General features: G+C 71.4%; 27 protein-coding genes. 10 read left to right on the forward strand and 17 right to left on the reverse strand.

Annotation, left to right across the window (positions count from 1 at the left end; all coding sequences use genetic code 11):
- The first annotated feature begins 31 nt into the window (after nucleotides 1-31).
- On the forward strand, nucleotides 32-1,084 hold the full coding sequence (locus ABEA43_RS25770; protein WP_345565607.1) for a DUF695 domain-containing protein: 1,053 nt from the start codon (nucleotides 32-34) through the stop codon (nucleotides 1,082-1,084).
- 28 nt (nucleotides 1,085-1,112) lie between these two features.
- Here ABEA43_RS25770 and ABEA43_RS25775 read toward each other — a convergent pair whose 3' ends face one another.
- Nucleotides 1,113-2,276, reverse strand: a complete 1,164-nt coding sequence (locus ABEA43_RS25775; protein WP_345565609.1) for a cysteine desulfurase family protein — start codon at nucleotides 2,274-2,276, stop codon at nucleotides 1,113-1,115.
- A 53-nt stretch (nucleotides 2,277-2,329) separates the two neighbouring features.
- On the opposite strand from ABEA43_RS25775, the gene ABEA43_RS25780 reads away from it, so the two are divergent.
- The 7 genes from ABEA43_RS25780 (at nucleotide 2,330) to ABEA43_RS25810 (ending at nucleotide 8,690) form a co-directional block, all read left to right on the forward strand.
- Nucleotides 2,330-2,845 carry a TetR/AcrR family transcriptional regulator gene (locus ABEA43_RS25780; RefSeq protein WP_345565610.1) on the forward strand — a complete coding sequence of 172 codons (516 nt, stop codon included), beginning with the start codon at nucleotides 2,330-2,332 and terminating at the stop codon, nucleotides 2,843-2,845.
- Nucleotides 2,846-3,031: 186 nt separating this feature from the next.
- On the forward strand, nucleotides 3,032-4,219 hold the full coding sequence (locus ABEA43_RS25785; RefSeq protein ID WP_345565612.1) for an MFS transporter: 1,188 nt from the start codon (nucleotides 3,032-3,034) through the stop codon (nucleotides 4,217-4,219).
- Between the two features lie 12 nt (nucleotides 4,220-4,231).
- Nucleotides 4,232-4,729 carry an HIT family protein gene (locus tag ABEA43_RS25790; protein ID WP_345565614.1) on the forward strand — a complete coding sequence of 166 codons (498 nt, stop codon included), beginning with the start codon at nucleotides 4,232-4,234 and terminating at the stop codon, nucleotides 4,727-4,729.
- A gap of 120 nt (nucleotides 4,730-4,849) precedes the next feature.
- Entirely contained in the window at nucleotides 4,850-5,758 is a 909-nt protein-coding gene (locus ABEA43_RS25795; protein ID WP_345565615.1) for an ABC transporter ATP-binding protein, read from the forward strand.
- On the forward strand, nucleotides 5,755-6,519 hold the full coding sequence (locus ABEA43_RS25800) for a hypothetical protein (protein ID WP_345565616.1): 765 nt from the start codon (nucleotides 5,755-5,757) through the stop codon (nucleotides 6,517-6,519). The genes ABEA43_RS25795 and ABEA43_RS25800 overlap by 4 nt, the downstream gene beginning before the upstream one ends.
- A 27-nt stretch (nucleotides 6,520-6,546) precedes the next feature.
- Entirely contained in the window at nucleotides 6,547-7,251 is a 705-nt protein-coding gene (locus ABEA43_RS25805; RefSeq protein WP_425570364.1) for a response regulator transcription factor, read from the forward strand.
- Nucleotides 7,248-8,690 carry a sensor histidine kinase gene (locus ABEA43_RS25810; RefSeq protein WP_345565619.1) on the forward strand — a complete coding sequence of 481 codons (1,443 nt, stop codon included), beginning with the start codon at nucleotides 7,248-7,250 and terminating at the stop codon, nucleotides 8,688-8,690. The genes ABEA43_RS25805 and ABEA43_RS25810 overlap by 4 nt, the downstream gene beginning before the upstream one ends.
- A gap of 64 nt (nucleotides 8,691-8,754) precedes the next feature.
- On the opposite strand, the gene ABEA43_RS25815 is transcribed toward ABEA43_RS25810, so the two are convergent.
- The 12 genes from ABEA43_RS25815 to ABEA43_RS25870 form a co-directional block, all read right to left on the reverse strand.
- A complete protein-coding gene (locus ABEA43_RS25815) occupies nucleotides 8,755-9,708 on the reverse strand; it encodes an electron transfer flavoprotein subunit alpha/FixB family protein (protein ID WP_345565621.1) in 954 nt (317 codons plus the stop codon).
- Between the two features lie 19 nt (nucleotides 9,709-9,727).
- Nucleotides 9,728-10,507: an electron transfer flavoprotein subunit beta/FixA family protein gene (locus tag ABEA43_RS25820; protein ID WP_345565623.1), complete on the reverse strand. Its 780-nt coding sequence runs from the start codon at nucleotides 10,505-10,507 to the stop codon at nucleotides 9,728-9,730.
- Nucleotides 10,508-10,748: 241 nt separating this feature from the next.
- On the reverse strand, nucleotides 10,749-11,990 hold the full coding sequence (locus ABEA43_RS25825) for a serine/threonine-protein kinase (protein ID WP_345565625.1): 1,242 nt from the start codon (nucleotides 11,988-11,990) through the stop codon (nucleotides 10,749-10,751).
- Between the two features lie 35 nt (nucleotides 11,991-12,025).
- The gene (locus tag ABEA43_RS25830) at nucleotides 12,026-13,852 is read right to left on the reverse strand and encodes a serine/threonine-protein kinase (protein ID WP_345565627.1); all 1,827 of its coding nucleotides are present in this window, start codon (nucleotides 13,850-13,852) and stop codon (nucleotides 12,026-12,028) included.
- A gap of 16 nt (nucleotides 13,853-13,868) precedes the next feature.
- Nucleotides 13,869-16,103 carry a serine/threonine protein kinase gene (locus ABEA43_RS25835; protein ID WP_345565628.1) on the reverse strand — a complete coding sequence of 745 codons (2,235 nt, stop codon included), beginning with the start codon at nucleotides 16,101-16,103 and terminating at the stop codon, nucleotides 13,869-13,871.
- 131 nt (nucleotides 16,104-16,234) lie between these two features.
- Nucleotides 16,235-16,747, reverse strand: coding sequence for a YbaK/EbsC family protein (locus ABEA43_RS25840; RefSeq protein WP_345565630.1), 513 nt, complete (start codon nucleotides 16,745-16,747; stop codon nucleotides 16,235-16,237).
- A gap of 60 nt (nucleotides 16,748-16,807) precedes the next feature.
- Nucleotides 16,808-18,358, reverse strand: coding sequence for a flavin monoamine oxidase family protein (locus ABEA43_RS25845; protein ID WP_345565632.1), 1,551 nt, complete (start codon nucleotides 18,356-18,358; stop codon nucleotides 16,808-16,810).
- 31 nt (nucleotides 18,359-18,389) lie between these two features.
- Nucleotides 18,390-19,232 (reverse strand): M55 family metallopeptidase, encoded by an 843-nt coding sequence (locus tag ABEA43_RS25850; RefSeq protein ID WP_345565634.1) that lies wholly within the window; start codon nucleotides 19,230-19,232, stop codon nucleotides 18,390-18,392.
- A gap of 31 nt (nucleotides 19,233-19,263) precedes the next feature.
- Complete coding sequence (locus tag ABEA43_RS25855) at nucleotides 19,264-20,481, reverse strand: DUF6395 domain-containing protein (protein ID WP_345565636.1); 1,218 nt, start codon at nucleotides 20,479-20,481, stop codon at nucleotides 19,264-19,266.
- Nucleotides 20,472-20,861, reverse strand: coding sequence for a hypothetical protein (locus ABEA43_RS25860; RefSeq protein ID WP_345565638.1), 390 nt, complete (start codon nucleotides 20,859-20,861; stop codon nucleotides 20,472-20,474). The genes ABEA43_RS25855 and ABEA43_RS25860 overlap by 10 nt, the downstream gene beginning before the upstream one ends.
- An 81-nt stretch (nucleotides 20,862-20,942) precedes the next feature.
- Nucleotides 20,943-21,716 carry an enoyl-CoA hydratase/isomerase family protein gene (locus tag ABEA43_RS25865; protein ID WP_345565640.1) on the reverse strand — a complete coding sequence of 258 codons (774 nt, stop codon included), beginning with the start codon at nucleotides 21,714-21,716 and terminating at the stop codon, nucleotides 20,943-20,945.
- Between the two features lie 67 nt (nucleotides 21,717-21,783).
- A complete protein-coding gene (locus ABEA43_RS25870; protein WP_345565641.1) occupies nucleotides 21,784-22,440 on the reverse strand; it encodes an HhH-GDP family DNA glycosylase in 657 nt (218 codons plus the stop codon).
- A 105-nt stretch (nucleotides 22,441-22,545) separates the two neighbouring features.
- On the opposite strand from ABEA43_RS25870, the gene ABEA43_RS25875 reads away from it, so the two are divergent.
- The gene (locus ABEA43_RS25875) at nucleotides 22,546-22,851 is read left to right on the forward strand and encodes a Fe-S cluster assembly protein HesB (protein ID WP_345565643.1); all 306 of its coding nucleotides are present in this window, start codon (nucleotides 22,546-22,548) and stop codon (nucleotides 22,849-22,851) included.
- A gap of 134 nt (nucleotides 22,852-22,985) precedes the next feature.
- Here ABEA43_RS25875 and ABEA43_RS25880 read toward each other — a convergent pair whose 3' ends face one another.
- The gene (locus tag ABEA43_RS25880; RefSeq protein WP_345565644.1) at nucleotides 22,986-23,678 is read right to left on the reverse strand and encodes a rhodanese-like domain-containing protein; all 693 of its coding nucleotides are present in this window, start codon (nucleotides 23,676-23,678) and stop codon (nucleotides 22,986-22,988) included.
- A 435-nt stretch (nucleotides 23,679-24,113) separates the two neighbouring features.
- Complete coding sequence (locus ABEA43_RS25885; RefSeq protein ID WP_345565645.1) at nucleotides 24,114-24,554, reverse strand: PaaI family thioesterase; 441 nt, start codon at nucleotides 24,552-24,554, stop codon at nucleotides 24,114-24,116.
- Between the two features lie 143 nt (nucleotides 24,555-24,697).
- Here ABEA43_RS25885 and ABEA43_RS25890 point away from each other — a divergent pair, with 143 nt between their 5' ends.
- A complete protein-coding gene (locus ABEA43_RS25890) occupies nucleotides 24,698-25,390 on the forward strand; it encodes a TetR/AcrR family transcriptional regulator (protein ID WP_345565647.1) in 693 nt (230 codons plus the stop codon).
- 88 nt (nucleotides 25,391-25,478) lie between these two features.
- Here ABEA43_RS25890 and ABEA43_RS25895 read toward each other — a convergent pair whose 3' ends face one another.
- Nucleotides 25,479-25,760 (reverse strand): hypothetical protein, encoded by a 282-nt coding sequence (locus tag ABEA43_RS25895; RefSeq protein WP_345565648.1) that lies wholly within the window; start codon nucleotides 25,758-25,760, stop codon nucleotides 25,479-25,481.
- On the reverse strand, nucleotides 25,761-26,426 hold the full coding sequence (locus ABEA43_RS25900; RefSeq protein WP_345565650.1) for an HNH endonuclease family protein: 666 nt from the start codon (nucleotides 26,424-26,426) through the stop codon (nucleotides 25,761-25,763).
- Nucleotides 26,427-26,470: the final 44 nt, after the last annotated feature.

The following is a 26,470-nucleotide window of genomic DNA, read 5'->3' on the forward strand; positions in this document are numbered from 1 at the left end:
GACCATGGGCCGGGTCTGGAAGGATTCAGTCATGCGACTGTTCGGGCGCAAGGACGAAGAGCAAGAGGCCGGCGAGACAGGCGACGGCATCGCCGGGTTCTGGACGTGGTGGCAGGAGGCCAGGCCGGGCCTCGACTCCATGGTGGCGTCGGGCGCGGCGGAAGGGCTGGAAGAGCTGCTGGCCCCGGCCGTGGAGGCCGTCCATCCGGGCCTGGTCTGGGAGGTGGCTCCCGGCAAGAACGCCGCGCACGCCCTCGTGGTGACCGCGGCGGGCGACGCCGAGCTGCGCTCTCTCGCGCACCGCTGGGCCAAGGCGGCGCCGCCGGCCGACCTGCTGTGGGAGTTCCATCCGTCGCGGCAGGCGAACGCGCAGGCACTGGAGCTCACTCTCGACGTGGGCGGCTACGAGTTCGCCCTCGACAAGCTGATGCTGGGGCTGCGGGTCCCGAGGGACCAGCCGCGCGTGGACGTGTCCGCGTACCATCCGATCTTCGGCGAGCTCGACGAGGAGACCAGGATGGAGGCCGCGTTGCTGGCCCTCGACTGGCTGCTCGGCGAGGACGACGTGGCCAGATGGGTCGGGGAGATCACGCCCGCCACGTTCCAGCCGATCGACTCGGTGGCCGCCGTGCACCTGGCCGCCGTGGTCGCCGACCTGGCCTCCGGCTACACCGAGGAGGAGTGGTTGCTGCTGGAGGGCCAGACCGGCAGCGGCGCGCCGCTCGTCGCCACGGCTCGCCATCCGCTGCGGCCGGTCGACTATCCGCTGTTCGACCAGCACATCGCGATCACCCTCCCCTACGCGCACCGCGACGAGAACGGCCTGCCGATCGGCGACTCCCTGGCCGCGTTGCGCGACTTCGAGGAGCGCCTGGCCGCCCGCCTGCTCAAGCTGCGCGACGACGCGGTGCTCGCGGCGCATCTGAGCGCGGAAGGGCACCGGATCATCCACGTGTACGCCGATCCGACCGGCGACGCCGCGATCCACGCCAAGGAGCTGATCGTGAGCTGGGAGGAGGGCGAGCCCAGGGTGGACGTGGCCGCCGACCCCGCGTGGACCGCCGTGGTCCCCTTCCTCACCTGAGCGCGGCGGGCGGTCTTAACAAGGACGGTCAGCTCAGGCCGGCGCGGCGGGCGCGTTCGACGGCGGTGGGGAGCACCTCGATCAGGCGGTCGACGTCGTCCCTGGTCGAGGTGTGGCCCAAGGTGAACCTGAGCGAGCCGCGGGCCGCCGCCCCCTCGGCCCCCATGGCGAGCAGCACGTGGGACGGCTGCGCCACGCCCGCCGAGCAGGCCGAGCCCGTCGAGCACTCCACGCCCTTGGCGTCGAGCAGCATGAGCAGCGCGTCGCCCTCGCAGCCGGGGAAGGAGAAGTGGGCGTTGCCGGGCAGCCGGCCCACCGGGTCGCCGTTGAGCACCACGTCGGGCACGGCCGCGCGGACGCGTTCGATGAGCTCGTCGCGCAGCGACGTCAGGCGGCGGCCGAGGGCTTCCTGCTCCGCGACGGCGGTGCCGACGGCGGCGGCGAGCCCGGCGATGGCGGGCGCGTCGAGCGTGCCGGAGCGCACGTCGCGCTCCTGACCGCCGCCGTGCTGCACGGAGACCGGCGTCAGGCCCCTGGTCAGCAGCAGCGCGCCGACCCCCATGGGGCCGCCGATCTTGTGGCCGGTCAGCGTGAGCGCGTCGGCCCCGGACTCGGCGAACGACACCGGCAACTGCCCGAGCGCCTGCACCGCGTCGGTGTGGAACGGGATGCCGTGGTCGTGGGCGACGGCCGCCAGCACGTGGACGGGCTGGACCGTGCCGACCTCGTTGTTGGCCCACATGACGCTGATCATCGCCACGTTCTCGGGGTCGCGGTCGATGGCGGCGCGCAGCGTGTCGGGGTGGACCCGGCCGAGCTCATCGACCGCCAGCAGCTCGACCTCGGCGTCCTGGCTGTCGGCCAGCCAATGGGCGGGATCGAGGGCGGCGTGGTGCTCCACGGAGCTGAGCAGGACGCGCCGCCTGGGCCTGCGCGCCCAGTAGAGGCCCTTGATGGCGAGGTTGTCGGCCTCGGTGCCGCCCGAGGTGAACACGACCTCGCTGGGCCGGGCGCCGAGCGCGTCGGCTATCGTCTCGCGTGACTCCTCCACCACCCTGCGCACCTGACGGCCCGCCGCGTGCAGCGAGGAAGCGTTTCCGACCCGTTTGAGTTGCTCCGTCATGGCCTCGATCGCCTCGGGCAGCATGGGGGTGGTCGCCGCATGATCAAGATAGGCCGACGGTCTGGTCACGTGCTCAGGGTATCTCGTTTGCGACTGTACCGTCCGGACGGTACAGTTGAGGCATGCGAAGGGACGAGCTTTTGGACGCGGCGGAGGAGCTTCTCTGCGACCAGGGTTCGACCGCGCTCACCCTGGCCGCCGTGGCGGACCGGGCCGGTGTCAGCAAGGGCGGCCTGCTCTATCACTACGGCTCCAAAGAGGCCCTCATCAAGGGCATGATCGAGCGGCTGATCGAGGATTTCGACGAGCTGCTGGCCGCCCAGCCGGGTGAGACCTACACCGAGCGCTACCTCGGCGCGACCCTCGCCGCCGTCCGTTCCGGCCGGCTGCGACGATGGGCGGTCGTCACGGGAGCGTCGGGCAACCTCTTCCTGCTCGCGCCGCTGCGCGAGGCGATGACCCGCTGGCATCGCGATGAGCTCAGCGAGGAGCCCGACCCACGGGCCTCGCAGATCGTCCGGCTCGCGTGTGAAGGGCTCTGGGACGTGGCCAGCCACGACCCGGAGCTGAACACCGAGGACGATCTTCAGGGGCTGGAGAGCCGCCTCAGGGCGCTGCTCAAACCCCCGCCCAGCTGAGCCCGCACCCTTCTCCGCCTGAAGGCGACCCACCGCCTCGCGGCTTCCCGCGCCTCCGCGCCCCCTGATCTGACAGGCCGCCCTGTCACGCCCTCCTCCGGCCATCGGAAACCGATGGCGGACGAGTGCGCCCTGGCGAGCCCGATATGTACCCAAAAAATACGAACTTGTGAAAGGTGTGGCCTTATGACCCGCGAGCTGAGGAGTGCCCGTTACGGGGCGGTCCTCACCTTTGTCCTTTCCGGCCTGATGGTGGGCACGATGACCGTGCGTATCCCCGCCCTGACCGACAAACTGGGCCTGTCCGAGGCCACGGTCGGCGCGATTCTGCTGGTGTGGGGCCTGGGAGCTCTGGTGACCATGCAGTCCATGCGGCGCGTGATGGCCCGCGTGGGCAGCAGGACGGTCCTGCGGGCAGGCGGCCCTCTCACGGCGGCCGGCCTCGTGGCCGTGGCCTTCGCACCTGACCTGCCGCTGCTGATGGTGGCGGTGGCGTTCTTCGGCATGGCCTTCGGCATGGTGGACGTCGCCATGAACGCCCAGGGCTCCACGGTCGAGCAGGCGTACGGCCGCCCGCTGATGAACGGCATGCACGCCGGCTGGTGCGTCGGCGCCATCGCCGCGGGCGGGCTGGGCAGCCTGGCGATCGCGCTCGGCCTGCCGTTCACCGCCAACGTGGCGCTGGTCGGCCTGGTCTCGCTGCCGGTCATGGTGCTGCTCGGCCGGACGTACCTGCCCGAGCCCCCGGTGGCGGCGGGCACGACGGCGGCCCGCAGGCGCATGCCGCCGATCGTCTACCTGCTCGGCGCGATCATGTTCTTCGCCTTCATGGTCGAGGGCACGGTCGCCGACTGGAACGGCCTCTACCTGCGTGACGAGCTCGGCGCCCCCGAGGCCCTGGCGGCGCTGGGCTACCCGGTCTTCGAGGTCGGCATGCTGGTCGCCAGGCTCACGGGCGACCGGCTGCGGACGAGGTTCGGGGTGCGGGGCATGCTGACCGTCTCCGGGGTGGCCACGGCCGGGTTCTTCGCGGTCGTGCTGGGCGCTTCAGGGGCGCTGGTGGCGGTGTTCGCGATGTTCTTCGTCGGGCTCGGCGTGGCGACGATCTCGCCGCTGACGCTGTCGCTGGCGGGCACCGCGACCGACGCCCCCGGCCCGGCGATCGCCCAGGCGGGCGCCATGGGGTACGCGGGCCTGCTGCTCGGCCCCGTGGTGATCGGCTTCCTGTCGGACGCCACCTCCCTGCGTACGGCGCTCGGCATCGGCGTGGTCCTGGGCGTGCTCATCGCCCTCGCCGCCCGCCTGCTCCCGCGCAGGGAGCCGGTCGCGATCACTCCCCTTCCGGTCAGGGAGCCCGCCGAGGTCGCGGCCTGACATCATCGTGGGATGGATCTTGAAAGGAACGTGCGCTTCGACATCGAGGCGTACGAGGCCCGGGTGCGGTCGATCCCCTGCTTCATCTGCGCCATCGTCGCCGGGGACCCCGCGTACGATCTTGAGCAGATCGTCTACGAGGACGACCGCCACCTGGCCTTTCTCTCCCGCTATCCCACCTTGCCGGGCTACGTCCTGGTGAGCCCGAAGCGGCACGTCGAGCACGCCGTACGCGACCTGGACGAGGACGACTACCTCGCTCTCATGCGCGTGGTCAGGGAGGTCGCCCTGGCCGTGGAGGCCGTCGTGCCGTCGGAGCGGACGTACCTGCTCTCGCTCGGCAGCCAGCAGGGCAACTCCCATCTGCACTGGCACGTCGCCCCGCTGCCGCCGGGCACCCCGTACAAGAAGCAGCAGTTTCACGCGCTCATGTCCGAGCACGGCCTGCTCTCCTGGAGCCAGGCCCAGGCCGAGGACCTGGCCGCCCGCCTCAGGGCGGCGCTGGGCTGAGAGTTCCCTGTCAATGCGGGCGCGCGGCGCCGCACGCCCCCACGTCGCGGCGCCTGCGCTCACAGAGAACTCACAGATCCGCTCAGAACATCTCCAACCAGCCGCCCCACGCTGGACGGCATGATCCAGCTCAACGGACTGACCAAACGCTACGGCGCGACACTCGCCGTGGACGATCTCTCCTTCACCGTGCGGCCGGGCCTCGTCACCGGCTTCCTGGGCCCGAACGGGGCCGGCAAGAGCACCACCATGCGCATGATCCTCGGCCTCGACCTGCCCACGTCGGGCACGGCCACCGTCCTCGGCCGCGCCCACCACGAGCTGCCGCACCCCCTGCGCGCGGTCGGCTCGCTGCTGGAGGCCGGGGCCGCGCATCCGCGGCGCACCGCGTACAAGCACCTGCTCTACCTGGCCCAGACGAACCGCCTGCCCGCCTCCCGCGTCGACGAGGTGCTCGGCCTGGTCGGGCTGGCCGACGCGGCCGGCAGGAGGGCGGGTGAGTTCTCGCTGGGGATGGGCCAGCGGCTGGGGATCGCCGCCGCCCTGCTCGGGGACCCGCCGGTGCTGCTGCTCGACGAGCCGGTCAACGGGCTCGACCCGGAGGGCGTGCTGTGGATCAGGACGCTCATCCGGGGGTGGGCCGCCGAGGGACGCACGGTGCTGCTGTCCAGCCACCTGATGAGCGAGATGGCGCTGACCGCGGACCGGCTGGTGGTCATCGGCAAGGGGCGGCTCATCGCCGAGGCGGAGATCGGCGAGTTCACCAAGGAGTTCGCCGGGGCCGGGGACACCGTGCTCGTCCGCACGCCTGAGGCCGCCTCGTTCGCCCGGCGGCTGGAGCTGTCCGGTGCTCACGTACAGGTGGGGCCGGACGAGCTGCTGGTCACCGGCATGAGTGCGCCTGACGTGGGGCGGCTGGCGGCGGCCGAGGGCGTGCCGTTATTCGAGCTGACCCCGCGGCGCGCGTCCCTGGAGGAGGCGTTCATGGAGCTCACCCGTGACGCCGTCGAGTACGGAGCGGCCCGATGATCGACGCGGGCGTCCTCAGGGCGGAGTGGACGAAGTTCAGCAGCATCAGGGTCACCATGGTGCTGTCGCTGGCCATCTTCGGGGTCTCCGGACTGTTCGGGTGGCTGTTCGGCAACGCCTCGGCGGGCGAGTACGCGACGGCCACGCCCCAGGAGCGGCTGGACTTCCAGCCGCTGGACATGGGTATGCGCGGGCTGTTCATCGCCCAGCTGCTGATCTCGGCGCTGGGCGTGCTGGTGGCCTCCTCCGAGTACGGCTCCGGCACGATGCGGCCGAGCCTGGCCGCCGTGGGCCGGCGCGGCCGGCTGATGGCCGCCAAGGCGACGATGACCGCGCTGGTCGCCCTGCCGGTGAGCGTGGCCGGAGTGTGGCTGATGTTCACGGCCAGTCAGGCCGCGCTCGCCGCGAACGGGGCGCCGTACCTCATGCCCGGCGATCCGGGCGTCCTGCGGCTGCTGCTGCTCGGACCGGTCGTCTTCACGCTGCTGGCGCTGTTCGGGCTGGCGCTGGGGCTCCTGCTCCGCGGTACGGCCTCCGCCGTGAACGTCAGCACCGCCTTCCTCCTGCTCCCCGTCCTGTCCTCGTCCACCCCCGCCTTCCTGCGTGACCTCATCCACACGTACTGGCCGAACATGGCCGCCTTCCAGGCCGTCTCCGGGACGTCCGAGCTGCCGCCCGTGGTGGCGTTCGGGGTGCTTGTCGGGTTCGTCGCGGTCATGCTGGTCGCGGCTTTCGTCCAGGTAAAGAACCGCGACGCCTGACTACGCTGGACCCGGGAGGTGCCTGACTTGGGCGAACGGCTGCTGGTGGTCGACGACGAGCCCACCGTCAAGGAGCTGCTGTCCGCGACGCTGCGGTTCGCGGGCTTCACGGTGAGCTCGGCCGACAACGGCGCGCAGGCGCTGGCGGAGGCCCTGCGGGAGCCGCCTGACCTGGTGCTGCTCGACGTCATGCTGCCCGACCTGGACGGCTTCGAGGTCCTGCGCCGCCTGCGCGGCCTGCCCAGGACCGGCGGGCGGCCCGGCCCGGTGCCGGTCCTCTTCCTGACCGCCCGCGACACCAGGGCCGACAAGATCAACGGGCTCAGGCTCGGCGGCGACGACTACGTGACCAAGCCGTTCGACCTGGAGGAGCTGCTGGCCCGCATCAGGGCCATCCTGCGGCGCACGGGCGCGATCCCCGACGACCACACGCTGGTGGTCGGCGATCTCGTGGTCGATCCCGACGGCCACCAGGTGACCAGGGCGGGCCGTCCCGTGCGGCTGTCCCCCACGGAGTTCCGGCTCCTGCACCACCTGGTGCTCAACGCCGGGCGCGTGCTGCCCAAGTCGCACATCCTGGACCAGGTGTGGCGCTACGACTTCGCGGGGGACACGAGCATCGTGGACACGTACGTGAGCTATCTGCGGCGCAAGCTGGACGACGGCGCGGAGCCCCGGCTGATCCACACCGTGCACGGGGTCGGCTACGTCCTGCGCAAGCCGAAGCCATGACCGGCGGGCGGCTGTCGTTGCGCGCCCGGCTGCTGGCGATCACGGTCGGGCTGCTGGTGGTCGGCCTGGTGGTGATCAGCTCGGTCGTCGTCCGTCAGCTGGAGACCCAGCTCCTGGCCCGCCTGGACGCGCAGCTCGCCCCGATGGGCACGGCGCTGTCCGCCGTCCCGCCCGACCTCGTGACCAGGCTGCAGGCCAGGACCGACCGGGCCCCGCTGGGAGCAGGGCAGCTCGACCTGGTCACGAAGGGGTACGCGGCCTATCTGGCGGCCGACGGGACGGTGCTGCGCGCGTTCGGGGACCCGGGGGGACCCGGTCTGCCCCGCTTCGACCCCGCCGCATCCGGAAAGCCGTTCACCGTGGAGGGGGCGGACGGCACGGAGTGGCGGGCGGTGGTGCTGCCCGCGAAGGCCACCAGCCGGGCGATCGGGCACTCCCGGGTGGTCGCCGCGGTGTCGCTGGAGGGCCTGCACTCGACGGTCAACCGGCTGGGGCTGGCCTGCCTCGTCGCCGGGTCGGTGCTGCTGGCCGTGCTCGCGCTGGCGGGCGGCGTCGCGATCAGAGCCGGCCTCGCCCCGCTGCGCCGCGTGGAGGAGACCGCCGCCGCCATCGCGGACGGCGACCTCACCAGGCGCGTCCCCCAACCGGCCCCGCCCGGCACGGAGGTCGGCCGCCTGGCGCTGTCGCTCAACAAGATGCTCGCCCAGATCGAGCAGGGGGTGGCGGCGAAGGTGGAGTCGGAGGCCCGCATGCGCACGTTCGTCGCCGACGTCAGCCACGAGCTGCGTACGCCGCTGTTCGGCATCAAGGGCTTCTCCGAGCTGTACCGCATGGGCGGCACGGACGCCGCCTCGGCGCTGGCCCGCATCGAGAGCGAGTCGGGCCGGCTGGCCAAGCTGGTGGACGACCTGCTCCTGATGACCGGCCTGGACGAGGCGGACGGGCCCGGACTGGAGCTGACGCCGATGGACCTCCGTACGCTCGCCGCCGACGCCCGCCACGACGTCACCGCTCTCGACCCGTCCAGGCCGATCGCCCTCACCGGCCCCTCCGGCGGACCGGCGGCCACCGCCCCGGTCCTGGGCGACGAGGCCCGGCTGCGTCAGGTGGTCAGCAACCTGGTCGGGAACGCGATCACGCACACGCCGCCCGGCACGCCGGTCAGGATCGGCGTGGGGACGGACGGGACGGACGCGGTGCTGGTCATCGAGGACGAGGGGCCCGGGCTGGGGGCGGAGGAGACGGAGCGCGTCTTCGACCGCTTCTACCGCGCCGACGCCTCCAGGGCCCGGGCCACGGGAGGGGCGGGACTGGGGCTGGCGATCGTACGGTCGATCGTGGCCGCGCATGGGGGGCGGGTGGAGCTGCGATCTTCGCCGGGCGAAGGAGCGGCCTTCCAGATCCGCCTGCCCGCCATCGCACCGGATCGTCCCGCGTGAGCCCGCACGGCGCGGACCGTGGCTCTCCGACCTCGGAGCCCGGCCCCCGCCGTGCGGGACGCGCCTACTTGCGCTTCGCGACCTCGTCGGTGAGCTGCGGCACGACCTGGTGCAGGTCGCCCACCACGCCGTAGTCGGCCAGCTCGAAGATCGGGGCCTCCGGGTCCTTGTTGATCGCGACGATCGTCTTCGCGGTCTGCATGCCCGCCCGGTGCTGGATGGCTCCCGAGATGCCGGCCGCGATGTAGAGCTGCGGCGACACGGTCTTGCCCGTCTGGCCTACCTGGAACTGGTGCGGGTACCAGCCCGCGTCCGTGGCGGCGCGCGAGGCGCCCACGGCCGCGCCCAGCGCGTCGGCCAGGCCCTCGATGACCGAGAAGTTCTCGGCGGAACCGACGCCACGGCCGCCGGAGACCACGATCGCGGCCTCGGTCAGCTCGGGGCGGGCGCCCTTCTCCTGCTTGACCCGCTCGACCACGCGGGCGGCCTTGGCGGCGTCGGACAGCGTGACCGGCACCTCCTCCTCTGTCCCGGCCCCGGCCGAGGTCACAGGGGCGGTCGAGTTGGGGCGTACGGCCACGATCGGCGTGCCCTTGCGCACCTTGGCGTGCACGTTGACGCCGCCACCGAAGATGGACTGGTCGGCCACGAAGCCCTCGCCGAGACCCACGGCGTCGGTGATGACGCCGGAGTCCGTCTTGATGGCGAGACGCCCGGCGATCTCCTTGCCCTCGGCCGTGGCGGCCACGAGCACGGCGGCGGGCGACTGGGCGGACACGAGCTGGGCCAGCAGCTCGGCCTTGGGCGCGACCACGTAGTCCGCGAGATCGGCTGAGCCGGCCACGTAGATCTTGTCAGCGCCGTATTCGGCCAGCCTGGCCTTGGCCTCGGCGGTGATGCCGGGGCCGGCCCAGACGGCGGCGGGCGTGCCGAGCGAGCGGGCCAGGGTCAGGAGCTCCAGTGTGACCTTCTTGACCTCGCCTTCGACCTGCTCGACGAGAACGAGAATCTCCGACATATCAGTAAAACCCCCGTTCTCAGATGAACTTCTTCGACGCGAGGAAGTCGGCGGCCTTCGCGCCGCCGTCGCCCTCGTCCTTGACGATCGTGCCGGCCGCGCGCGGCGGGGCCGCGGCGAAGTCGACGACCTCGGACCAGGCGGCGGCCAGGCCGACCTGGGCGGCGTCGATGGACGCGTCGCCGATGGCCAGCGTCTCGACCGGCTTCTTCTTCGCCGCCATGATGCCCTTGAAGGACGGGTAGCGCGGGTCGTTGATCTTCTCGACCACCGACACGACGGCCGGCAGCGTGGCCTCGACCTTGTCGAAGCCGTAGTCGGTGATCCGCTGGATCGAGATCGAGGAGCCCTCGACATCGACCTTGTTGGCCAGCGTGAGCTGGGCAGTGCCGAGGCGCTCGGCCAGCATCGCGGCCAGCACGCCGGTGCGCGCGTCGGTGGACTCCGAGCCCAGGATGACCAGGTCGAAGCCGATCTTCTTGAGCACCTGCGCCATCGCGTACGACGTCGAGAGCGCGTCGGAGCCGTGCAGCGCGTCGTCGCTCAGGTGGACGGCCTTGTCGGCGCCCATGGCCAGTGCCTTGCGGATGGTCTCGGTGGCCCTGCCAGGACCCATGGTGAGGACGGTCACCTCGCCACCATGGGCTTCCTTGAGCTTCAGCGCCTCCTCGACGGCGTACTCATCGAGCTCGTTCACCACGCCGTCGGCGGCGTCGCGGTCGAGCGTGTTGTCATCGGACCGCAGCTTGCGCTCGGTCGCCGTGTCGGGGACCTGCTTCACGCAGACGACGATGTTCATGGCCGGTGGCCGACCTCCCATGTTCGCGTGCGCCACCGCGTCGTTGCGGTGGGCGCCGAATGCAATGCTGTCCAGACTGTCAGGTGCCGTCCGGGCCCCCGACAGAGGGTGTGCCGTGGTTCCGCGGTTATGTTACCCATCGGTAGCTTAAGTGCAAACCCCCAGCTTGTACGGCCTGCGCGGCAAACTACCGTTCCCACCATACCGAACTTCATTCTGTTGGGGGCGCCCGCCCCACCGCTCAGGCCGACAGCAGGAACACGATCCCCACGACCAGGGCCGTACCCGCGAACAACGCCAGCGTGAACGTGCTGAACAGGGCCGCCAGCCCGAAGCAGAGCCCGACCGCCCCCACCACGCCGACCATATCGATGATCATGCGGCTGCGCCGGTAGGGACTGTGCGAGAACAGCGCCACGCCCGCGTCGGCCACCACGCCCAGCGCGTAAGCGGCCAGGAGGAAGAGGGCGACCTCGGGCAGCGGCTGGCGGGCGGCGGCGGCCAGCAACGACACGAACAGCCCCGAGCCGATCAGCCAGCGCCTGCGCACCTTCTCCCGGTGCCTGGCCCTGGACTCCTCCACCGACCTGCGGTGCCGCTCCTTGCCCGGCCGCCACTCCCTGGTGGTCAGGTCGTCCCCGGCGGGCGATCGGGGCGCGGGGCGCGGGCGGAGCGCCGTACCGGCCGGGCTGCGGTAGGCCTGGCGCGCGTGGGAGACCGGCGCCACGCCGAGCCTGGCGCAGATCTGCGCCGCCGTCGGCCGCACGGCCGGATCGGCGGACAGGCACTCGCGTAACAACGGCTCCAGCCACTCGGGCACGCCCTCCAGGTCGGGCGGGTGGTGCACGACCCGGTAGGCGACCGCGGAGGCCGGCCCCTGCCCGTACGGCTGCCGCCCCGTCGCCGCGAAGGCCAGCGTCGCGCCGAAGGAGAACACGTCGGCCGCCACGCCCGCGGCCCGCCCTTCGAGGATCTCAGGGGCGAGATAGCCCGGCGTGCCCACCACCGCGCCCGACGCGGTGACGGACAGCGTGTCGAGCGCGCTCGCGATGCCGAAGTCGATGACCACGGGCTCGCCCTCGGTCATCATCACGTTGGCCGGCTTCAGGTCGCGGTGCACCACGCCCGACTCGTGCATGGCCAGCAGCGCGTCGGCCAGGCCGACGGCCAGCAGGCGCAGATCCGCGATCGGCAAGGGCACGGCGCTCAGCGGACGGCCCTGGACGTAGCGGGTCACGAGGTAGGGCCTGGCGCCCTCCAGCGAAGCGTCCAGCACCTCCGCCACGTGCGGCCCGCCGACCATGCGCATGGTCTCCACCTCGCGCGCCAGCCTGGCCAGCGCGCCCGAGTCGGCCGCGACGTGCGGGTGCAGCACCTTGACGGCGACCGTGCGCCCTTCGGCGTCGAGCGCCAGGTGCACCTCGCCGAACCCGCCGGCCCCGAGCCGGGAGAGTAGCTCATATGGGCCGAGGTGCTCGCTCATACCTGTTCTCTCCCCCCGAGAGCCCATGCGGACACTCAGGACCAGTTGGTCAGGAACCCCAGACCGAGCCCGTCCAGCAAGCTCCCGATCAATCCCGTGATCAGCCCGATCGTGCTCTGCCTGGCGTCACCGGCCAGCTCGTCGATCACCGCCTTCGGCGCCCGCCACGGGTACCAGGAGGGATCCTGGCCCAGCGCGAACATCACCGCGAACAGCGCCGCCGTGCCCACCAGCACGACCGCGACCAGCGCCGCGCCGGGGCTGCGCAGGACGCTCGTGAGCGAGCGCGTGACGGCCTTGCGCGGCGTGCCGCCGCCCGGCAGCACGAACAGGCCCGCCGCGAACGCGCCTGCCCCGAAGGAGGCGGCCTCGTTGACGTTCATCTGGCCGGCGAAGTGCAGCAGGCCCCAGACGCACACGCCGAACAGCAGCGCCAGCGGCACGTGCACCGCGGTCACGAGGGCGGACTTGACCAGCGCCCATGGGGTGCCGACGACGGCGAGCCACGGGTCGGCCGCGCTGTTGCCGCGCACCTGACGCCGTTTGACCAGGTCGTCGAACAGGTAGCCGCCGATGCGCAGCACCAGCGCGAACGCCACGGCCACCGCGCCTGCGATGACCGGCATCATCACCGTCAGCGCCACCAGCGTGACCAGCAGGAGCAGGCCGACGAACTGGCTGCCGAACAGATATTTCTTGCGCTCGCCCGGCGGGGTGTACTGGCGCGGCGCGGGCGGCGGAACGTACGGCCGGACCTGCGCCCCCTGCGCCGTCGGCGGAACGTACGGTCTGACCTGCGACTGCGCGGTGTGCGGCGGCTCGGGATAGCCCGCCACCCGCTGGTCGGCGCGCGGCATCGGCGCCCTGTCGTTGACCGGGGCGGGCACGTAGGGCGGCGGCCGTTCGTCGCGGCGTGGCCGCTCCTCCCGCCGCTGCGGCGGCGCGGGCTTGCCGTACTCGACCGGCGGCAGCAGGTCGGAGAAGTTGTCCATGGTCCGCGTACGGTTGCCCAGCCGCTTGGTGCCCGTGGGCCCCTCGAACGCCGTCTCGTTGAACGTCGTCACCGACGGGTCGAGCGCCCTGGCCATCCGCAGCAGCTCGTGGGCGCTGGGCCGGGTCGCGGGATCGACCTGGAGCGCCCGTGTGAGCCATCCGCGCAGCCACACGGGCGCCTTGTCGATCTGGGCGCGCCCCTCCATGATGTTGAAGCAGACCGCCTCGAACGTTCCCGTGCCGAACGGCGGCGCGCCGGTCGCGGCGAAGAACACCGTCGAGGCCAGCGCGTGCACGTCGGCCGCCTGGGTGATCTCCGAGTCACGGATGATCTCGGGCGCCAGATAGCCCGGCGTGCCGACGAACATGCCCGTCTGCGTCAGCCGGGTCGCGTTCACCAGGTGGGCGATGCCGAAGTCGATGACCAGCGGCTCGCCGTCGACCAGCATGACGTTGGACGGCTTGAAGTCGCGGTGGATCACGTCGGCCGTGTGGATGGCCACCAGGGCCTGGCAGAGCCCCTGGGTGAGCCTGATGATCTGGCGGGCTTCGAGCGCCCCCTCGCTCAGGACCGTGTCCTCCAGGGTCCTGCCGGGGGCGAAGCGGGTTACGACGTAGGGCTGGCCGCCGACGAGCTCGGCGTCGATGACCTCGGCCACGTGCGGGCTGCGTACCCGGCGCATGGTCTCGACCTCACGGGTCAGCCGGTCACGCGCCTTGAGGTCGGCGGCCACGTGCGGATGGAGCACCTTGATCGCGACCTTGCGGCCCTCGTCGTCGAGGCCCAGGTGGACGACCCCCATGCCACCTTCACCGATCTTCCTCACCAGCCGGTAAGGGCCGAGGCGCTCTGGTGCTTGTGTGCTCATCGCCACCTTCCCCGCGTCATCCCCCGGAATTCCCCCTCAATCCGTTGAGCTGTTTGACCACTGGATCGACGTTCAGCGGAGTCCATACGGCCCCCCTTGGCTCGGCCCCGAACGTGTTGTAGGCGAGGATCAGCGAGAGCGCGGCGCCAACCGCGAGGACTCCTGCCATCACCATCGCCGTTGTTCTCGAGGGTACGAGCGATGAGAGAGTTCTGCGCATCTGTTTGCCAGGGCCCTCCACACCGGGACCTGCGCAGACGGTCCACAGTGCGATGGCGGCACCCCAGGCCAGGGCGTTGGAGGAGTCCATTCTGGCCACCACCGTGAGCAACAGCGTCACCGGCAGGCCGAGGATGAGAGCGTAGAGGACGAGGGCGAGCGTGATGCCCGCCGACTTGGCCAGTGCCTTCGGGAAGGCGAACACCCTGACGACGTCGAGCGCCGCCGCGCCGGCCGGCCTGCGGGCCGTCAGCTCGGGCTGGGCCATGTCGGCCGCGCGCAGCAGCACCGCGAGCGGGACCGCCAGCACGGCCACGATCACGGGCATGACCACGGCCGCCACGACCAGGAGGATGAGCAGCATCGCGCTCGCCACGCCGTAGGCCCTGGAACGCTGCAGCATGTTGCCCGGCGGCACCGCCGGGATGTACGGCTCCCGCTTGGTCCGCAGCTCGGGGTGGTAGTGCGGCTGCGCCGGGATGTAGGGCGGCGGCGGGGACGGGCTCGGGCTGGGCCTGCCGTAGTCGGGCTGGTCGGGGCCCGTGCCGAGCCACCCGGCGTCGGGACCGGTGCCCTGCCTGCCGGAGTCGCGCCGCCCGGCGTCGGCTCCCGCGCCGTACCTGTTGGCGTCGGGTCCCGCGCCCTGCCGATTGGCGTCGGATCCTGCGCCCTGCCGATTGGCGTCGGATCCTGCGCCCTGCCGATTGGCGTCGGATCCTGCGCCCTGCCGATTGGCGTCGGGTCCAGCGCCGTACCGACCGGCCTCAGGACCCGCGCCGTACCGATTGGCGTCGGGAGCGTTCCGGCCCTGGTCGTGGCCGGAGCCGGGCTGTGGGCTGGGCCGTCCGTAGTCAGGGGATTCGGGGCGCACCCGCCGGGTGGGCACGTCGGCCTCGCCGGGCGGCGCCTGGAGCCCGTGGTTGTTGACCGGCTGCTGCCACGGCGGAGCCGCCGCCGCTGCCTCGCGCTGGATCTGCCGCAGCTCCTCAGGCGACACCCTGCGGGTCGGCCACGGGTCGGCCTGGTTGGGCAGCAGCGAGACGTAGGGCTGCTGGTCCTGCGGCGTCGCGGGCGGCTGGTCCTGCCCTTCGAGCAGCCGCTTCGGCGTCACCGGCGGCGTGGAGACGTCATAGGACGGCTTGTCCGCCACGACCGGTGGCGGCGGAGCCGAGAAGTCGGCCGGCTGATGCTGGTCGGGCCGCGGCACCGTCGAGATCTCGTCGGCCGAGCCGCTCTTCGACGGCTTGGGCAGCATCCTGGCGGTCTGCTCGGCCAGGTCCGCGGCCTTGGGCCGCTTGCTGGGATTGCGCTGGAACGCCGCCTTCAGCAGCGGCTGCAGCTCGGCGGGGACGGCGCTGATGTCGGCCTTGCCCGCGGTGATGTTGTAGAAGATCATCTCCAGCGTGCCCTTGCCGAAGGGCGGCAGGCCGGTGCCCGCGTAGAGCAGGGTGCCCGCCCACGCGTGGATGTCGACCTCGGGCCCGGCCTCCTGGCCTTCGATGATCTCGGGCGCGAGATAGCCCGGCGTGCCGATGAACATGCCGGTCTGCGTCAGCCTGGTCGCGTCCACCGCCTGCGCGATGCCGAAGTCGATCAGGACGGGCTCGCCGTCGAGGATGAGGACGTTGCCCGGCTTGAGGTCGCGATGGATCACGCCGACCGAGTGGACGACGGACAGCGCCGCCGCCACTCCGTGCGCGACCCTGACCAGCGCGGGCAGATCGAGTGGGCCGTCGTCCTTGACGATCTCGTCGAGCGGACGGCCTGGCACGTAACGAGTGACGATGTAGGGACGATGACCTGTCACATCGGCGTCGAGCACCTCGGCGATGAACTTGCTCCGCACCCGGCGCATCGTCTCGACTTCACGCGAAAGCCGTCGCCTGGCGACCTCGTCACCGGCGACTTCTCCGCGCAGGACCTTGACCGCCACCTGCCGCCCCTGGGGGTCGACAGCGAGGTGGACAACGCCCATCCCGCCCTCTCCGAGCCGCCTGAGCAGCCGGTAAGGGCCTAGTCGGTCATCGTTCATGGCATGAAGCACCATACCGGCTTAATCCCCGCCCACGAGATGAACCATGAGGCCACATTCCCACTCGTACAACGTCCAGAAAGGCCTCATCGGTTTCCCATCCAACGGTCTCGAATCGGCTTCAGTTTTGCTCAGCCTGCGAGGGAGAGCACCTCTGCCCTCTTCAGAGCGGCCAAGGCGGCTCCGGATACGGCGAGTTTCGATCTGCGTACGCCGCTTCCGATCACCACGCGCGCGTGCTCCGCGACATGCGTGTCCACCAGGATCGGCCAATCCCCCGGCAGGCCCAGCGGCGTGATGCCGCCGTATTCCATACCGCTCAGCTCGACGGCCTCGGCCATCGGCGCGAAACTCGCCTTACGGGCGTCGAGATGCTTGCGCACGACGCCGTTCACGTCCACTCGCATCGTCGCGAGCACCATGCAGGCGGCGTATCGGGTCTCGCCGCCCCTCTTGGCCGCCACGACCACGCAGTTGGCCGACTCGTCGAGCCGGACACCGTACCGCTCGCAGAACTCCGCCGTGTCGGCCAGATCGGGATCGATCTCGGCCACCTCGGCGCCCTCCACGTCGGGCACGGCCAGCGCCACCGGATCAGCCAGCAGGTCGATCCGCTCGGTCGCGGGCATCCAGTGCAACGTCATCCCATCTCCTCGATCGCTCTCCCAGGAGCCTATGCCGGTCCAGGAAGTAGCGGGGCGACGTCACGGGGACTGCAGCACTCGCTGATGCAGCAGGGTGACGGCACCGCGGGCCGACTCCATCGCCCCCGCCTGCCAGGCGATCAGGTGGGTGAGCCAGTCGCCCGCGAAGTAGACCCTTCCTGCCGGGCGTTGCAGAAAAGTGAAGGACGAATCAAAGGAGGGCCAGCGCACCCAGCCGCCCTGGATGTGCTCCTGGCGGTCCCAGGCGACGGAGACGCTGGAGAGGAGGTTCTGGCGGTATTTGTCGCCGTGGATCTTCTTGCCCTGGGTGAGCGCGCGCCGCCTTCTGTCCTCCGGGGTGAGGGCCCCGTAGAGCTCGGCGTTCCGCTCGGTGTTGTAGTAGCCGACCAGGACGCCGCGCTCGGCGTGGTAGCCGTGCGAGGGGTACCAGATGTGGGTGATGTCGAGGTCGGTCTCCGTCACCCCGCCGTAGATGCGGTCTTCCAGCTCCCACCAGCGCCTGCCGTACTCCAGGCCGATCTTGCCCGCGGCGACGGGGACGGGGGTCTTCAGTACGGTCGTGACCTGGGCGCCCAGGTTGTGCGGGATCTTGGCCAGCAGGTGGGGCGGGAGGGTGGCGACGCAGTAGTCGGCCTTGATGCTGCCGCCGTCCCAGACGACCTCCACGCCGTCGGCGAGGTTGGTGATCTTGGTGACCTTGGCGCCCGTCTTGATGCGGTCCTGGCCCACCGCCTCCGTGAGCTTGGCGACGATCGCGTCCATGCCGCCGACGGGCTGGAACATGGGGGTGGCCTGCTCGTAGCCGAAGTCGTTGGTGATGGCGCGGCCGGTGCCGGCGGCGAGGATGCGGTGGAGGGTGCCGGGGTCGTCGATGGGGGTGCCGGTGTCGAGCGCCGGAAATTTCGTGAAACCGCGGCGTTCGGAGCCTTCGTACTCCAGCTTGGGGCCGAGGTCGCCGAACCTTCTGAGGAAGTCGAGCAGCCGTTCCTGATCGTCCTTGGTGATGGTCCGGTCCAGGGCGCCGGCGTGGGTGGCCTTGGCGAGCAGCTCTGCGACATAGCCGTACATGTCGGCGCGGGCGGTCCTGGCCCTGGTCGTCTGGCCGTTGGTGTGGACGTAGGCGGCGGCGTTGTTGTTCACGAACGTCTCGATGGGGACGCCCAGCTCACGGCAGTAGTCGAGGGTGACCATCCAGGGGGCGATGCGGCCGGGGCCCGCGTTGAAGTAGACGCCCGCGCCGAACGTCACCTCCTGCGACGGGCCGTTCAGCTCGGCCAACCGGTCGCCGCCGCGCAGCGTCAGGCTCCGGCCGCCGGTCTTCTGCCGGGCTTCGAGCAGCGTGCAGTCGTATCCGGCCTTGCCCAGCTCGTACGCGGCCGTCAGCCCGGCGACCCCCGCGCCCAGGATCACGACCTTGGCCGCGCCCTTGCCGCGCAGGGAGAAGTCGCCCGCCCTGGGAGCGGTGAACTCCTTGTCCTGCTCCGAGGGGGCCAGGCCGAGGGCGCCCATGGCGGCGTACATGGCGCCCGCGCCGCCCGCCGCCCCGATCCCGACGAGTAACCCCCGCCGGGTCAGCGCCGCCCTCTCCACCTCAGCCTCTCCTCATGTCCGTACGAGCAGCTCAGCCGTACGGCCCGCTGCCACAGGCGATCTGACCGCCGATCGAGGCGAAGATCCCGAACAGCGCCATGATCTGCGTGAAGTCGTCGGTGGTGAACTCGGTGTGCCGCGACCCCACGGACTTCACCCCGGGCACCAGCGACACGGCCGCGGCGATGGCCGTCGAGTTCCACTCCACCCCCAGCGTGTACGGCGCCGCCACCTGATAAGGCGTGAAGTCGCTCAACCGGCGAAGCCCCCGGACCGTCGCCTCACGGATCCGCGCCTGGGCCACGCTGGGCGGCAGCAGCTCGGCCGAGAACTTGTCGATCCCCTTCTTCACCGCGACCGTCTCGACGTCGCCGAGCAGCTCGCGCGCCTCCTCGCCGACGGCCTCGTCCCCGGTCACCAGCACGACCGGCACCCCGTGAAACCCGGCGCACGCGGCGACCAGCCGGGTCTCGCCGCACAGGTCGCCGTTCAGATAGACGTTCTGGATCTCCTTGCCCATCCAGGTGTGGTTCAGCACGCCGTGCTGGACACCGGCGCGGGCGTGGTAGCCGACGAAGCACGCGGCCTGGAACGAGCCGTCCAGCCCCTGCGCCATCCGCTGCGCCTTGCCCGGCCCTCTGATCAGGGTCGCCCGGGGATCGAGGAGATCGATCCGGAGGTTCTTGGTGGACCCGTGGGCGTCGTTGACCAGCACGCTCGCCGCCCCGCCGTCGAACGCCCCCTCGACGGCGGCGTTGGCGTCGGCGGTCATCAGCTCGCAGCCGCGCTCGTAACCACGCTTGCCGGCGTGCATCTCCTCGGGGTCGGTCAGCCCCGTCACGCCCTCCATGTCCACCGACAGATAAACCTTCACGCGCCTGCTCCTCGCCTAAACCGGGCCGGGGTCAGGAACCCCATGTCTCGACCCGCCGTACCTCGTCCTCGGTCATCATCCCGGCCTGCGCCGACATGAACGCGGCCGCCTGGTCGCGCCACTGCGCGGGGATCTCGCCGATCGCCCTCGGGTAGCAGTGGTCGAGCCAGCTCGTGGACTCCTCGGTGGCCTCGAAGTAGTCGAGTGCGTCGGCGAACAGCGTGTTCTCGATGCCGGGGACGCGCGCCAGGCCGTACTCGATCATCTCCTGGCCGCCGTAGGGCGGCTTCCGCAGGTACTTGCGGGCGATCGGCCGGTCGGCGGTGACGGGGGTGTCGAGCGGCCGGCGCTCGACGGCGGCCTGGATGAGCTCCTTGTACAGGCACTTCCCGCAATTGCGGCACGGCCCGTCGGTGCCCCGCAGGCACCAGCGCACCTGGTCCTTGAGGTCGGAGTTCAGGGCCAGGCGCATCGTGGTCGCCTCGCTCACGCCGCCCACGGGCAGCACGATGTGCACGCCCGCCGCGGCGAACAACCGCCCCCACACGCCGTGCGGCGACCACATCGGGTTGTCGGGCGTGTAGCGCCACAAGTAGCGCCCCCCGCCCAGCCACCGTGAACCGATTTCATAGCCGAATCCGAGGCCGCCGAGGTTCAGCCGGTCGGCGAGGAGCAACGCCCCCGCCGCCACCGCGTGGTGCTCCGGGTAGCCGGGCCGCGGCTCCGCCAGCGTGAACTCCAGGTCGGACGTGACGGTGGACAGCTCGCGCCCGGTTTCCGCGGCCAGCTTGGCCAGCACGTCGGAGCGGTAGTGCGGCCAGCGGTTGGGCACGCGCGTGTGCGGCACCCGCCGGAAGTGCACGAACGGCGCCTCCGGATAGACCGTCGCCGCCGCCACCGAGTCCGCGCCGCCGCTGTAGGAGATGGCGAGCGTCTTCCCGGCCTGACGGGCCTGCGCCCCGATCGGTCCCGCCTCGATCCCCCACCCGCTGTGCAGGGCCTCGGCGACCTCGGGCGAGATCGCGCGGTCGAAGGTGACGCGTTTCCTGGTCCACGGCGCGACGACCGTCCAGGCCGCCACGGCGAAGAGGTCGGGGTGGGCGTCGCCGGGGACGCCGCCGATGGAGCAGGAGTTGATGGCCAGCTTGACGGGGTGCTCGTCGGTGGCCTTCCCGGTGATCTCGTCCTCGGGGTCCAGCCGGAACGTCAGGCCGGCGCCGGTCGCCTGGGCCGCCCACGTCACGCGCACGGCTGCTGCTCCCCTGCGGGCCCGGGGCCGTGCTCCTGCTTCCGTACGTCCGCGCGCAGGTCGTCGATGGCCTGCCAGACGAGGACCTCGTTCTGCAGCACGCCGTCCAGCGCCTTCGCCGTCTCCTGGGCCAGCCTGTGGGTGTCGTCGAGCCTGGCCTTTTCCGCCGCCCTGTCAGCAGGCTTGTCAGGGGCGGCCGGGCGGCCCTTTCTGAGCCGTTCCACCTCGCCCTGCAGCGTCGCCATCTCGCGGCGCAGAGTCTGGACTTCCCAGAGCGCGTCCCTGATGTCCTGGCGATGATCGGCGATCGAGATGTAGCGGGAATCGAACCACGTACGCACGGTCTTCCGGAGCCGGGCGGGGACGGGGACGCGCATCATGGAACGCCACCATACTGGCAAACCCATATCTCTATGGACGTGCTTCCCGAATGGGTCTCCTTTGCCCGCCGCCCCGGTGGATCAGCGGCCGGTGAACTTGGCTTTGGCCTTCTCCGTGAACGCCCGCATGCCGATCTTCGCGTCGTCCGTGGCGAAGAGAGCGGAGAACTGCAGCCGCTCGATCTCCAGGCCCGTGTCGAGGTCGGCCTCCAGGCCCCGGTCCACGGCCTGCTTGGCGGCGCGCAACGCGACGGAGGGACCGCCGACGAAGGTGGCGGCCCATTCGAGGGCGGCGGTGTAAACCTGTTCGTCAGGGACCACCCGGTCCACCAGGCCGATCGAGAGGGCCTCGGCGGCGCCGACGTGGCGGCCGGTGAAGATCAGGTCTTTCGCCCTGGCCGGGCCGATCAGGCGGGGCAGGCGCTGGGTGCCGCCCGCGCCCGGGATGATGCCGAGCAGGATCTCCGGCTGGCCCAGTTTGGCCGACTCCCCCGCGACCCGGAAGTCGGCGCAGAGCGCCAGCTCGCAGCCGCCGCCGAGGGCGTAGCCGGTGACGGCGGCGATGACCGGCTTCCCGATCTGGGCGACCGCGGTGAAGCAGGCCTGGAGCGTACGGGAGTGGGTGGACATGTCGGCATAGGACATGTCGGCGAGCTCTTTGATGTCGACGCCGGCGGCGAAGACCCGCTCGCCGCCGTAGACGATCACGGCCTGAACCTGCGGGTCGGCGTCCACCTCGCGGGTCGCCTCGGCGAGCTCCCGCTGGACCTGCCCGTTGAGGGCGTTCATCTTCGGACGGTCAAGACGGATCGTGGCGATCTGGTCGGCCACCTCGACGCTTACGAACTCACCCATGGCTCGAACCTAACAGAGCGATCTCGTCCCGCTCCGGGGGCTCAGCCGGCGGCGGCCTTGATCCCGCTCAGCCGGTGGCGGCGGCCTTGATCTCCTTCGCCGTCTTCTCGCTGCGCGACACCCGTACGAGTGCCGCGGACAGGCGGGCCAGCTCGTCGTCCGAGTGCGCCAGCCGGGCCAGCGAGCGTTCCTGGCGCGGCAGCCCGAGCTTGGCCGCGCCCGCCAGCACCCGCTCGTCCAGGTGCGGCGCGACCTGGGACCACACGCCCTGGACCTCGCGCAGGAAGATGTCCGCGCCCGTCGGCCCGATGCCGGGGAACTCCGTCAGCAGGTCGTGGATCCGGCCCGCGTCGCCGTCCGCCTCGTCGCGAAGACGGCGCAGATCGCCCTTCCACCGATCGATCAGCAGGTCTGCGCCGTCGCCGAGCATCGTGGCCGTGCGCTCGTCGTAGCGGCGGTAGTGGCCGCGGCCCAGGGCGTCCACGCGGTCCTGCCAGCTCGCCTCCCGCATGCCCTTGGGCGTGGCGTACCCCGCGGCGAACAACTCTTTGGCCGCCGCGACGGCGACCTCCGCCGAGATGCGCGCGCTGAGCAGGGTGGCCAGGACCAGGAGCTGGTACAGCGGTTTCGGCTGGTCGGAAAGCTTGATTCCGGCCTCGTCCGCGAACGTGCGGCCGTAACGGTCGAGCAGCGCGTCCAGGACGGCTTTGTCGCTCTTTCCCATGGGGCTCCGCTACCCGGGGCGGGCGCCCGCATTCCGGGCGTCCGCGTTTGGGGCGGGGGTGGGTGGTTAGGCGGAGGGTTGTTCTCGATGACGAAGGAGCAAGCTGTGCTGACACTGACTGACAACGCCGTGGTGGCGATCCGCGACCTCATGGTGGACGAGGAGATTCCCACCCAGGCGGGCCTGCGGATCGCCCCGAAGGCCGATGAGGCAGGAACGCTCGAGCTCTCCCTGGCCAGCACGCCCGAAGCGGGCGACCAGGTCGTACAGAAGGAGGATGTGCGGGTCTTCGTCGCCGAGGAGGCCGTGCCGATCCTCGACGACAAGTCCCTGGACGCGCAGCCGGGCAACCCTGGGCAGCCCTCGTTCCGCCTGGACCGGCGGCCCAGCAGCAACGGCGCCGTCAGCTGACCCGCCTGCTGACCCTGGTCCCCCGCAGGAGCCGGCTCGGGCTCCGGCTTCTGCGGGGCGGGTCAGCCTTGATCGGACCCCGGCTTCGAGCGGGCCGGTCAGCCCTGGTCGGGCTCCGGCTTCTGCCGGGCGGGTCAGCCCTGGTCGGACTCCGATTCGGGCGGGCGTACGTCGCCCAGCCCGAAGAGCCCCACCAGCGTGCCGTCCGCCCTGGTGACGACGACGTGGTCCACCTTGGCCCGGTCCATGCGCCGGACCAGCGGTTCGAGCTGCTCGCTCGGCCGTACGGTGGTCACGCCGACGCGCATGGCCCGCTCGGCCGGATCGTCCAGGTCGGCTCCCTTGAGCTCGGGTGAGCCGATCACGCCCTGGACCACGTCGTCCTCGTCCACCACCACAGCCAGGCCGGCGGGGTCGGCGATGATGCGCTCGGCGAGCTCGTTCAGCCGGTCGCCTGGCGCGGCGGTCACCGGGTCGTGGCGCACGGTGCGGGACACCAGCGTCGCCTCCCCCTCGTACGGCAGGCCGGCCGCGAGCCAGTCCGTCTTGCCCAGCGCGTAGTCGTAGACCTGGCCGAAGCCGAGGTGCGTGAGGCGGTGGGCGGCCCGCGGGCTCAGGTCACAGAGCCAGTCGTGGCAGTAGACGACGACGGGGCGGCCGCCGTCCAGCGCGCCGGCCGCCGCACGGTCGAGGGCGCCGAGTGGGAGGTTCACCGCCTGGGGCAGGTGCGCCCACGCGTACTCTTCCGCCGGCAGCACCTCGACCAGTTGTGCCCCGCCACCGGCGAGCAGGTCGCGGACGGCTTCGCGATCGATGATGTGCGTCATGGCAGTCACGTACCCCGAGAGAACGGACGTGACCGGCTCGCGAGCTCTTAGGTCAGGCTTGTGAGCACGCGCTCCAGGCCCCGGCGGAACTGGTCGGTCGAGATGTAGGCCGCGATGGCGTCGGCGGCGGCGTGCGTACGCGGGAACACCTGTTCGTCGACCGAGAACGCGGCCCGGCGCGCGGCGATCCGATCCGGCTCGGGAAGGGCCGTGGCTCACGCCGCTCGCCGTGCCCGGCGCGGACCAGGTCAACTTCGCGGGCTATGTGATGTGGAGCGCCTGGGCGCCGGCACTCGGCGTACTGCGTGATCATCTCCTGGTGCGGCCGGTCAGCGCTGTTTGACGGCCCGGACGCAGGGCGTCGCGGTCGCCACCGCTGGATCTCCTGACTGCGGGCCGCAGCGGTCACCGTGGCCTGGATTCGGGCCGTCACGGTCAGCGCTGTTTGATCTCCTGGATGTGGGCCGTCGCGGTCGCCACGGCCACGGGCTCGCCGTCGGGCCCGAGGAGCTCGCCCGACATGAAGCACACCTGTCTGCCGCGACGCACGACCTTGCCCCGGCCCACGAGCCTGCCGGGGCGGGCCGGGCGCAGGAACTGCACGTGCAGGTCGAGCGTCGGCGCGAACTGGCCGTCGGGCAGGGTCGCGACGAGCGCCGGGCCCAGGGTGTCGTCGAGCATCGCGGCCAGGAACCCGCCCTGGATCGCGCCCACGGGGTTGACGAAGCGGTCACTCGCCAGGAAGGCCACCTCGATGGTCCCCTGCTCGGGATCGACGCTCAGCAACTCCCAGCCCAGCGTCTCCGCAGCGGGCGGCGGGGGCACCCGGCCCGCGCACACGTCCCAGAACGGTCCTTGCCGTGCCTGCATGTCCATGGCCCCGATTGAACGCGACGCCACCGACAATCCACGGCCCGACGATCTGCGTAAACGGAGAAATTCCCTCCGATTACGGACGTTATTCTTCGTTAGGAACTGAAGTCGAATGATCTCGAAGCACACGAGAGGCGGCAGAACCGATGCGCACCACGGGTCCCCTCAGGGCGGACGCCAGACGCAACCGGGAGCAGATCATCGAGACGGCGAGGGCGGTGTTCGCCGAGCAGGGCCCAGGGGCGACGATGGACGAGGTCGCCCGGCAGGCCCAGGTGGGAGCGGGCACGTTGTACCGGCATTTCCCCGACCGTGACGCCCTCACCCATGCCGTGCTGGCCGACGGGCTCGATCGCATGGTCGCCCTGGCCGAGGCCGCGCGGTCGGAGGAGACGTGGGCGTGGGACGCGCTGAGCGGCTTCGTGCACGGCTGCGCCGGGCTCCGGCTGGACCCGCTCGCCGCGGTCGCCGGCGCTCAGCCGCACCACGTGGCCGCCGCACCGGAGATCGGCGAGATGCGGGCACGCCTGCTGGACGTACTCGATCGGATCGTGGCCGCGGCACACGACGAGGGGGCGCTGCGTCCCGACGTCGGGGCCGGCGACGTGATGGGCGTGGCCGGCCTGGTCATCCGGGGGCTGCCGACGCTGCCCGCCGGCCTGGAGGAAGAGCTGCGGGAACGTACGGTCCGGCTCGTGCTCGCGGGCATGCGCACCCACCCGGCGCCAGCCCCGCCCGGCACGGCGATGACCGCCGAGGAGCTGATCAGGCGCTTCTCCGAGGAGGGGACGACCGAAGCTGAGCGTGACGCGAGCGGCCCCCGCGACGACGGGAGCTGAGCGCCACACGAGTGACCCCGCCGACGACCGGAGCTGAGCGCCACGAGAGCGGCCCCGGCGACGACCGGGTCGCCGGGGCCGCGTCGGGTCAACCGGCAGGCTGGAAGCCCGCCAGGCCGTCCGGCATCCCGCGCCGTACGGCTTGAAGGATCTCCTGGTGGAGCTGCGGTACGGGAGCGCCTGAGGTCTCCAGCGGGCTGCCCTCGACCTCGTACCACTCGTCCGCGCCCACGTACTGGATGCGTACGCTGACCCGCCCCGCGCCGGTCTCCGTCCGTACGGTCAGCTCACCGGTGATGACGCCGGCCTCGCCCGTCATCACGCCGCCAGGCCCGGCGACGACGCTGCTTTCGAAGTGTCCGGCGCCCACTCACTCACCGTCGGTCAGGTTGCAGGTCCCCACCATCTCGGTGAGCGCGGCCAGCTCGGGCTCGGTGACGGTGAGCTCGTAGCGGGACTTGATGTCGATCCACGCCCGGCTGTACGTGCACCAGTACCTGCGCAGTGGCGGCCGCCACTGGTCGGGGGACTGGTCGCCCTTGGACCGGTTCGAGGCGGCAGAGACTGCGATGAGCTGCGGGCCGTCCAGGTCGTTGGCGAACTGCCTGCGCCTGGCGTCGGTCCACGTGTCGGCTCCCGAGCGCCACGCCTGGGCCAGCGGCACCATGTGGTCGATGTCGAGCTGGGAGGCGCTGGTGAAGTCCTTGCCGTCGTACTCGCTGTGCCAGATCCCCAGCACGGCCCGGCACTGCCCGTCCTGCTCGACGTCCGCGCCGTCGCGGGCGAGCACGGTCTCGCGGGTGTCGCAGGCGTGGCCCTGCTGCGCCCAGTGCGGGAAGCGGCTGCGGCTGTAGCCCGCCATCGGGCGCGGCTCCGCGACGGTGAGGCCGGCCAGCTGCTCGTACGCGGCCGTGGCCGACAGCGCGGGCGGCAGCTCGGCGGGTGCGGCGACGGCCGTGGCGGGAGCCAGGACCAGGAGGGAGACGGTGGCGGCGGCGGTCGCCGCATGGGGATGCCATGATCGCGATGAGAACATGGGCAACGACTAACAGCGACGATTACACTGAGTAGCCGCTCGGA

Origin of the sequence: Nonomuraea rosea (assembly GCF_039539705.1) — a bacterium.
GTDB classification, from domain to species: Bacteria; Actinomycetota; Actinomycetes; order Streptosporangiales; family Streptosporangiaceae; genus Nonomuraea; species Nonomuraea rosea.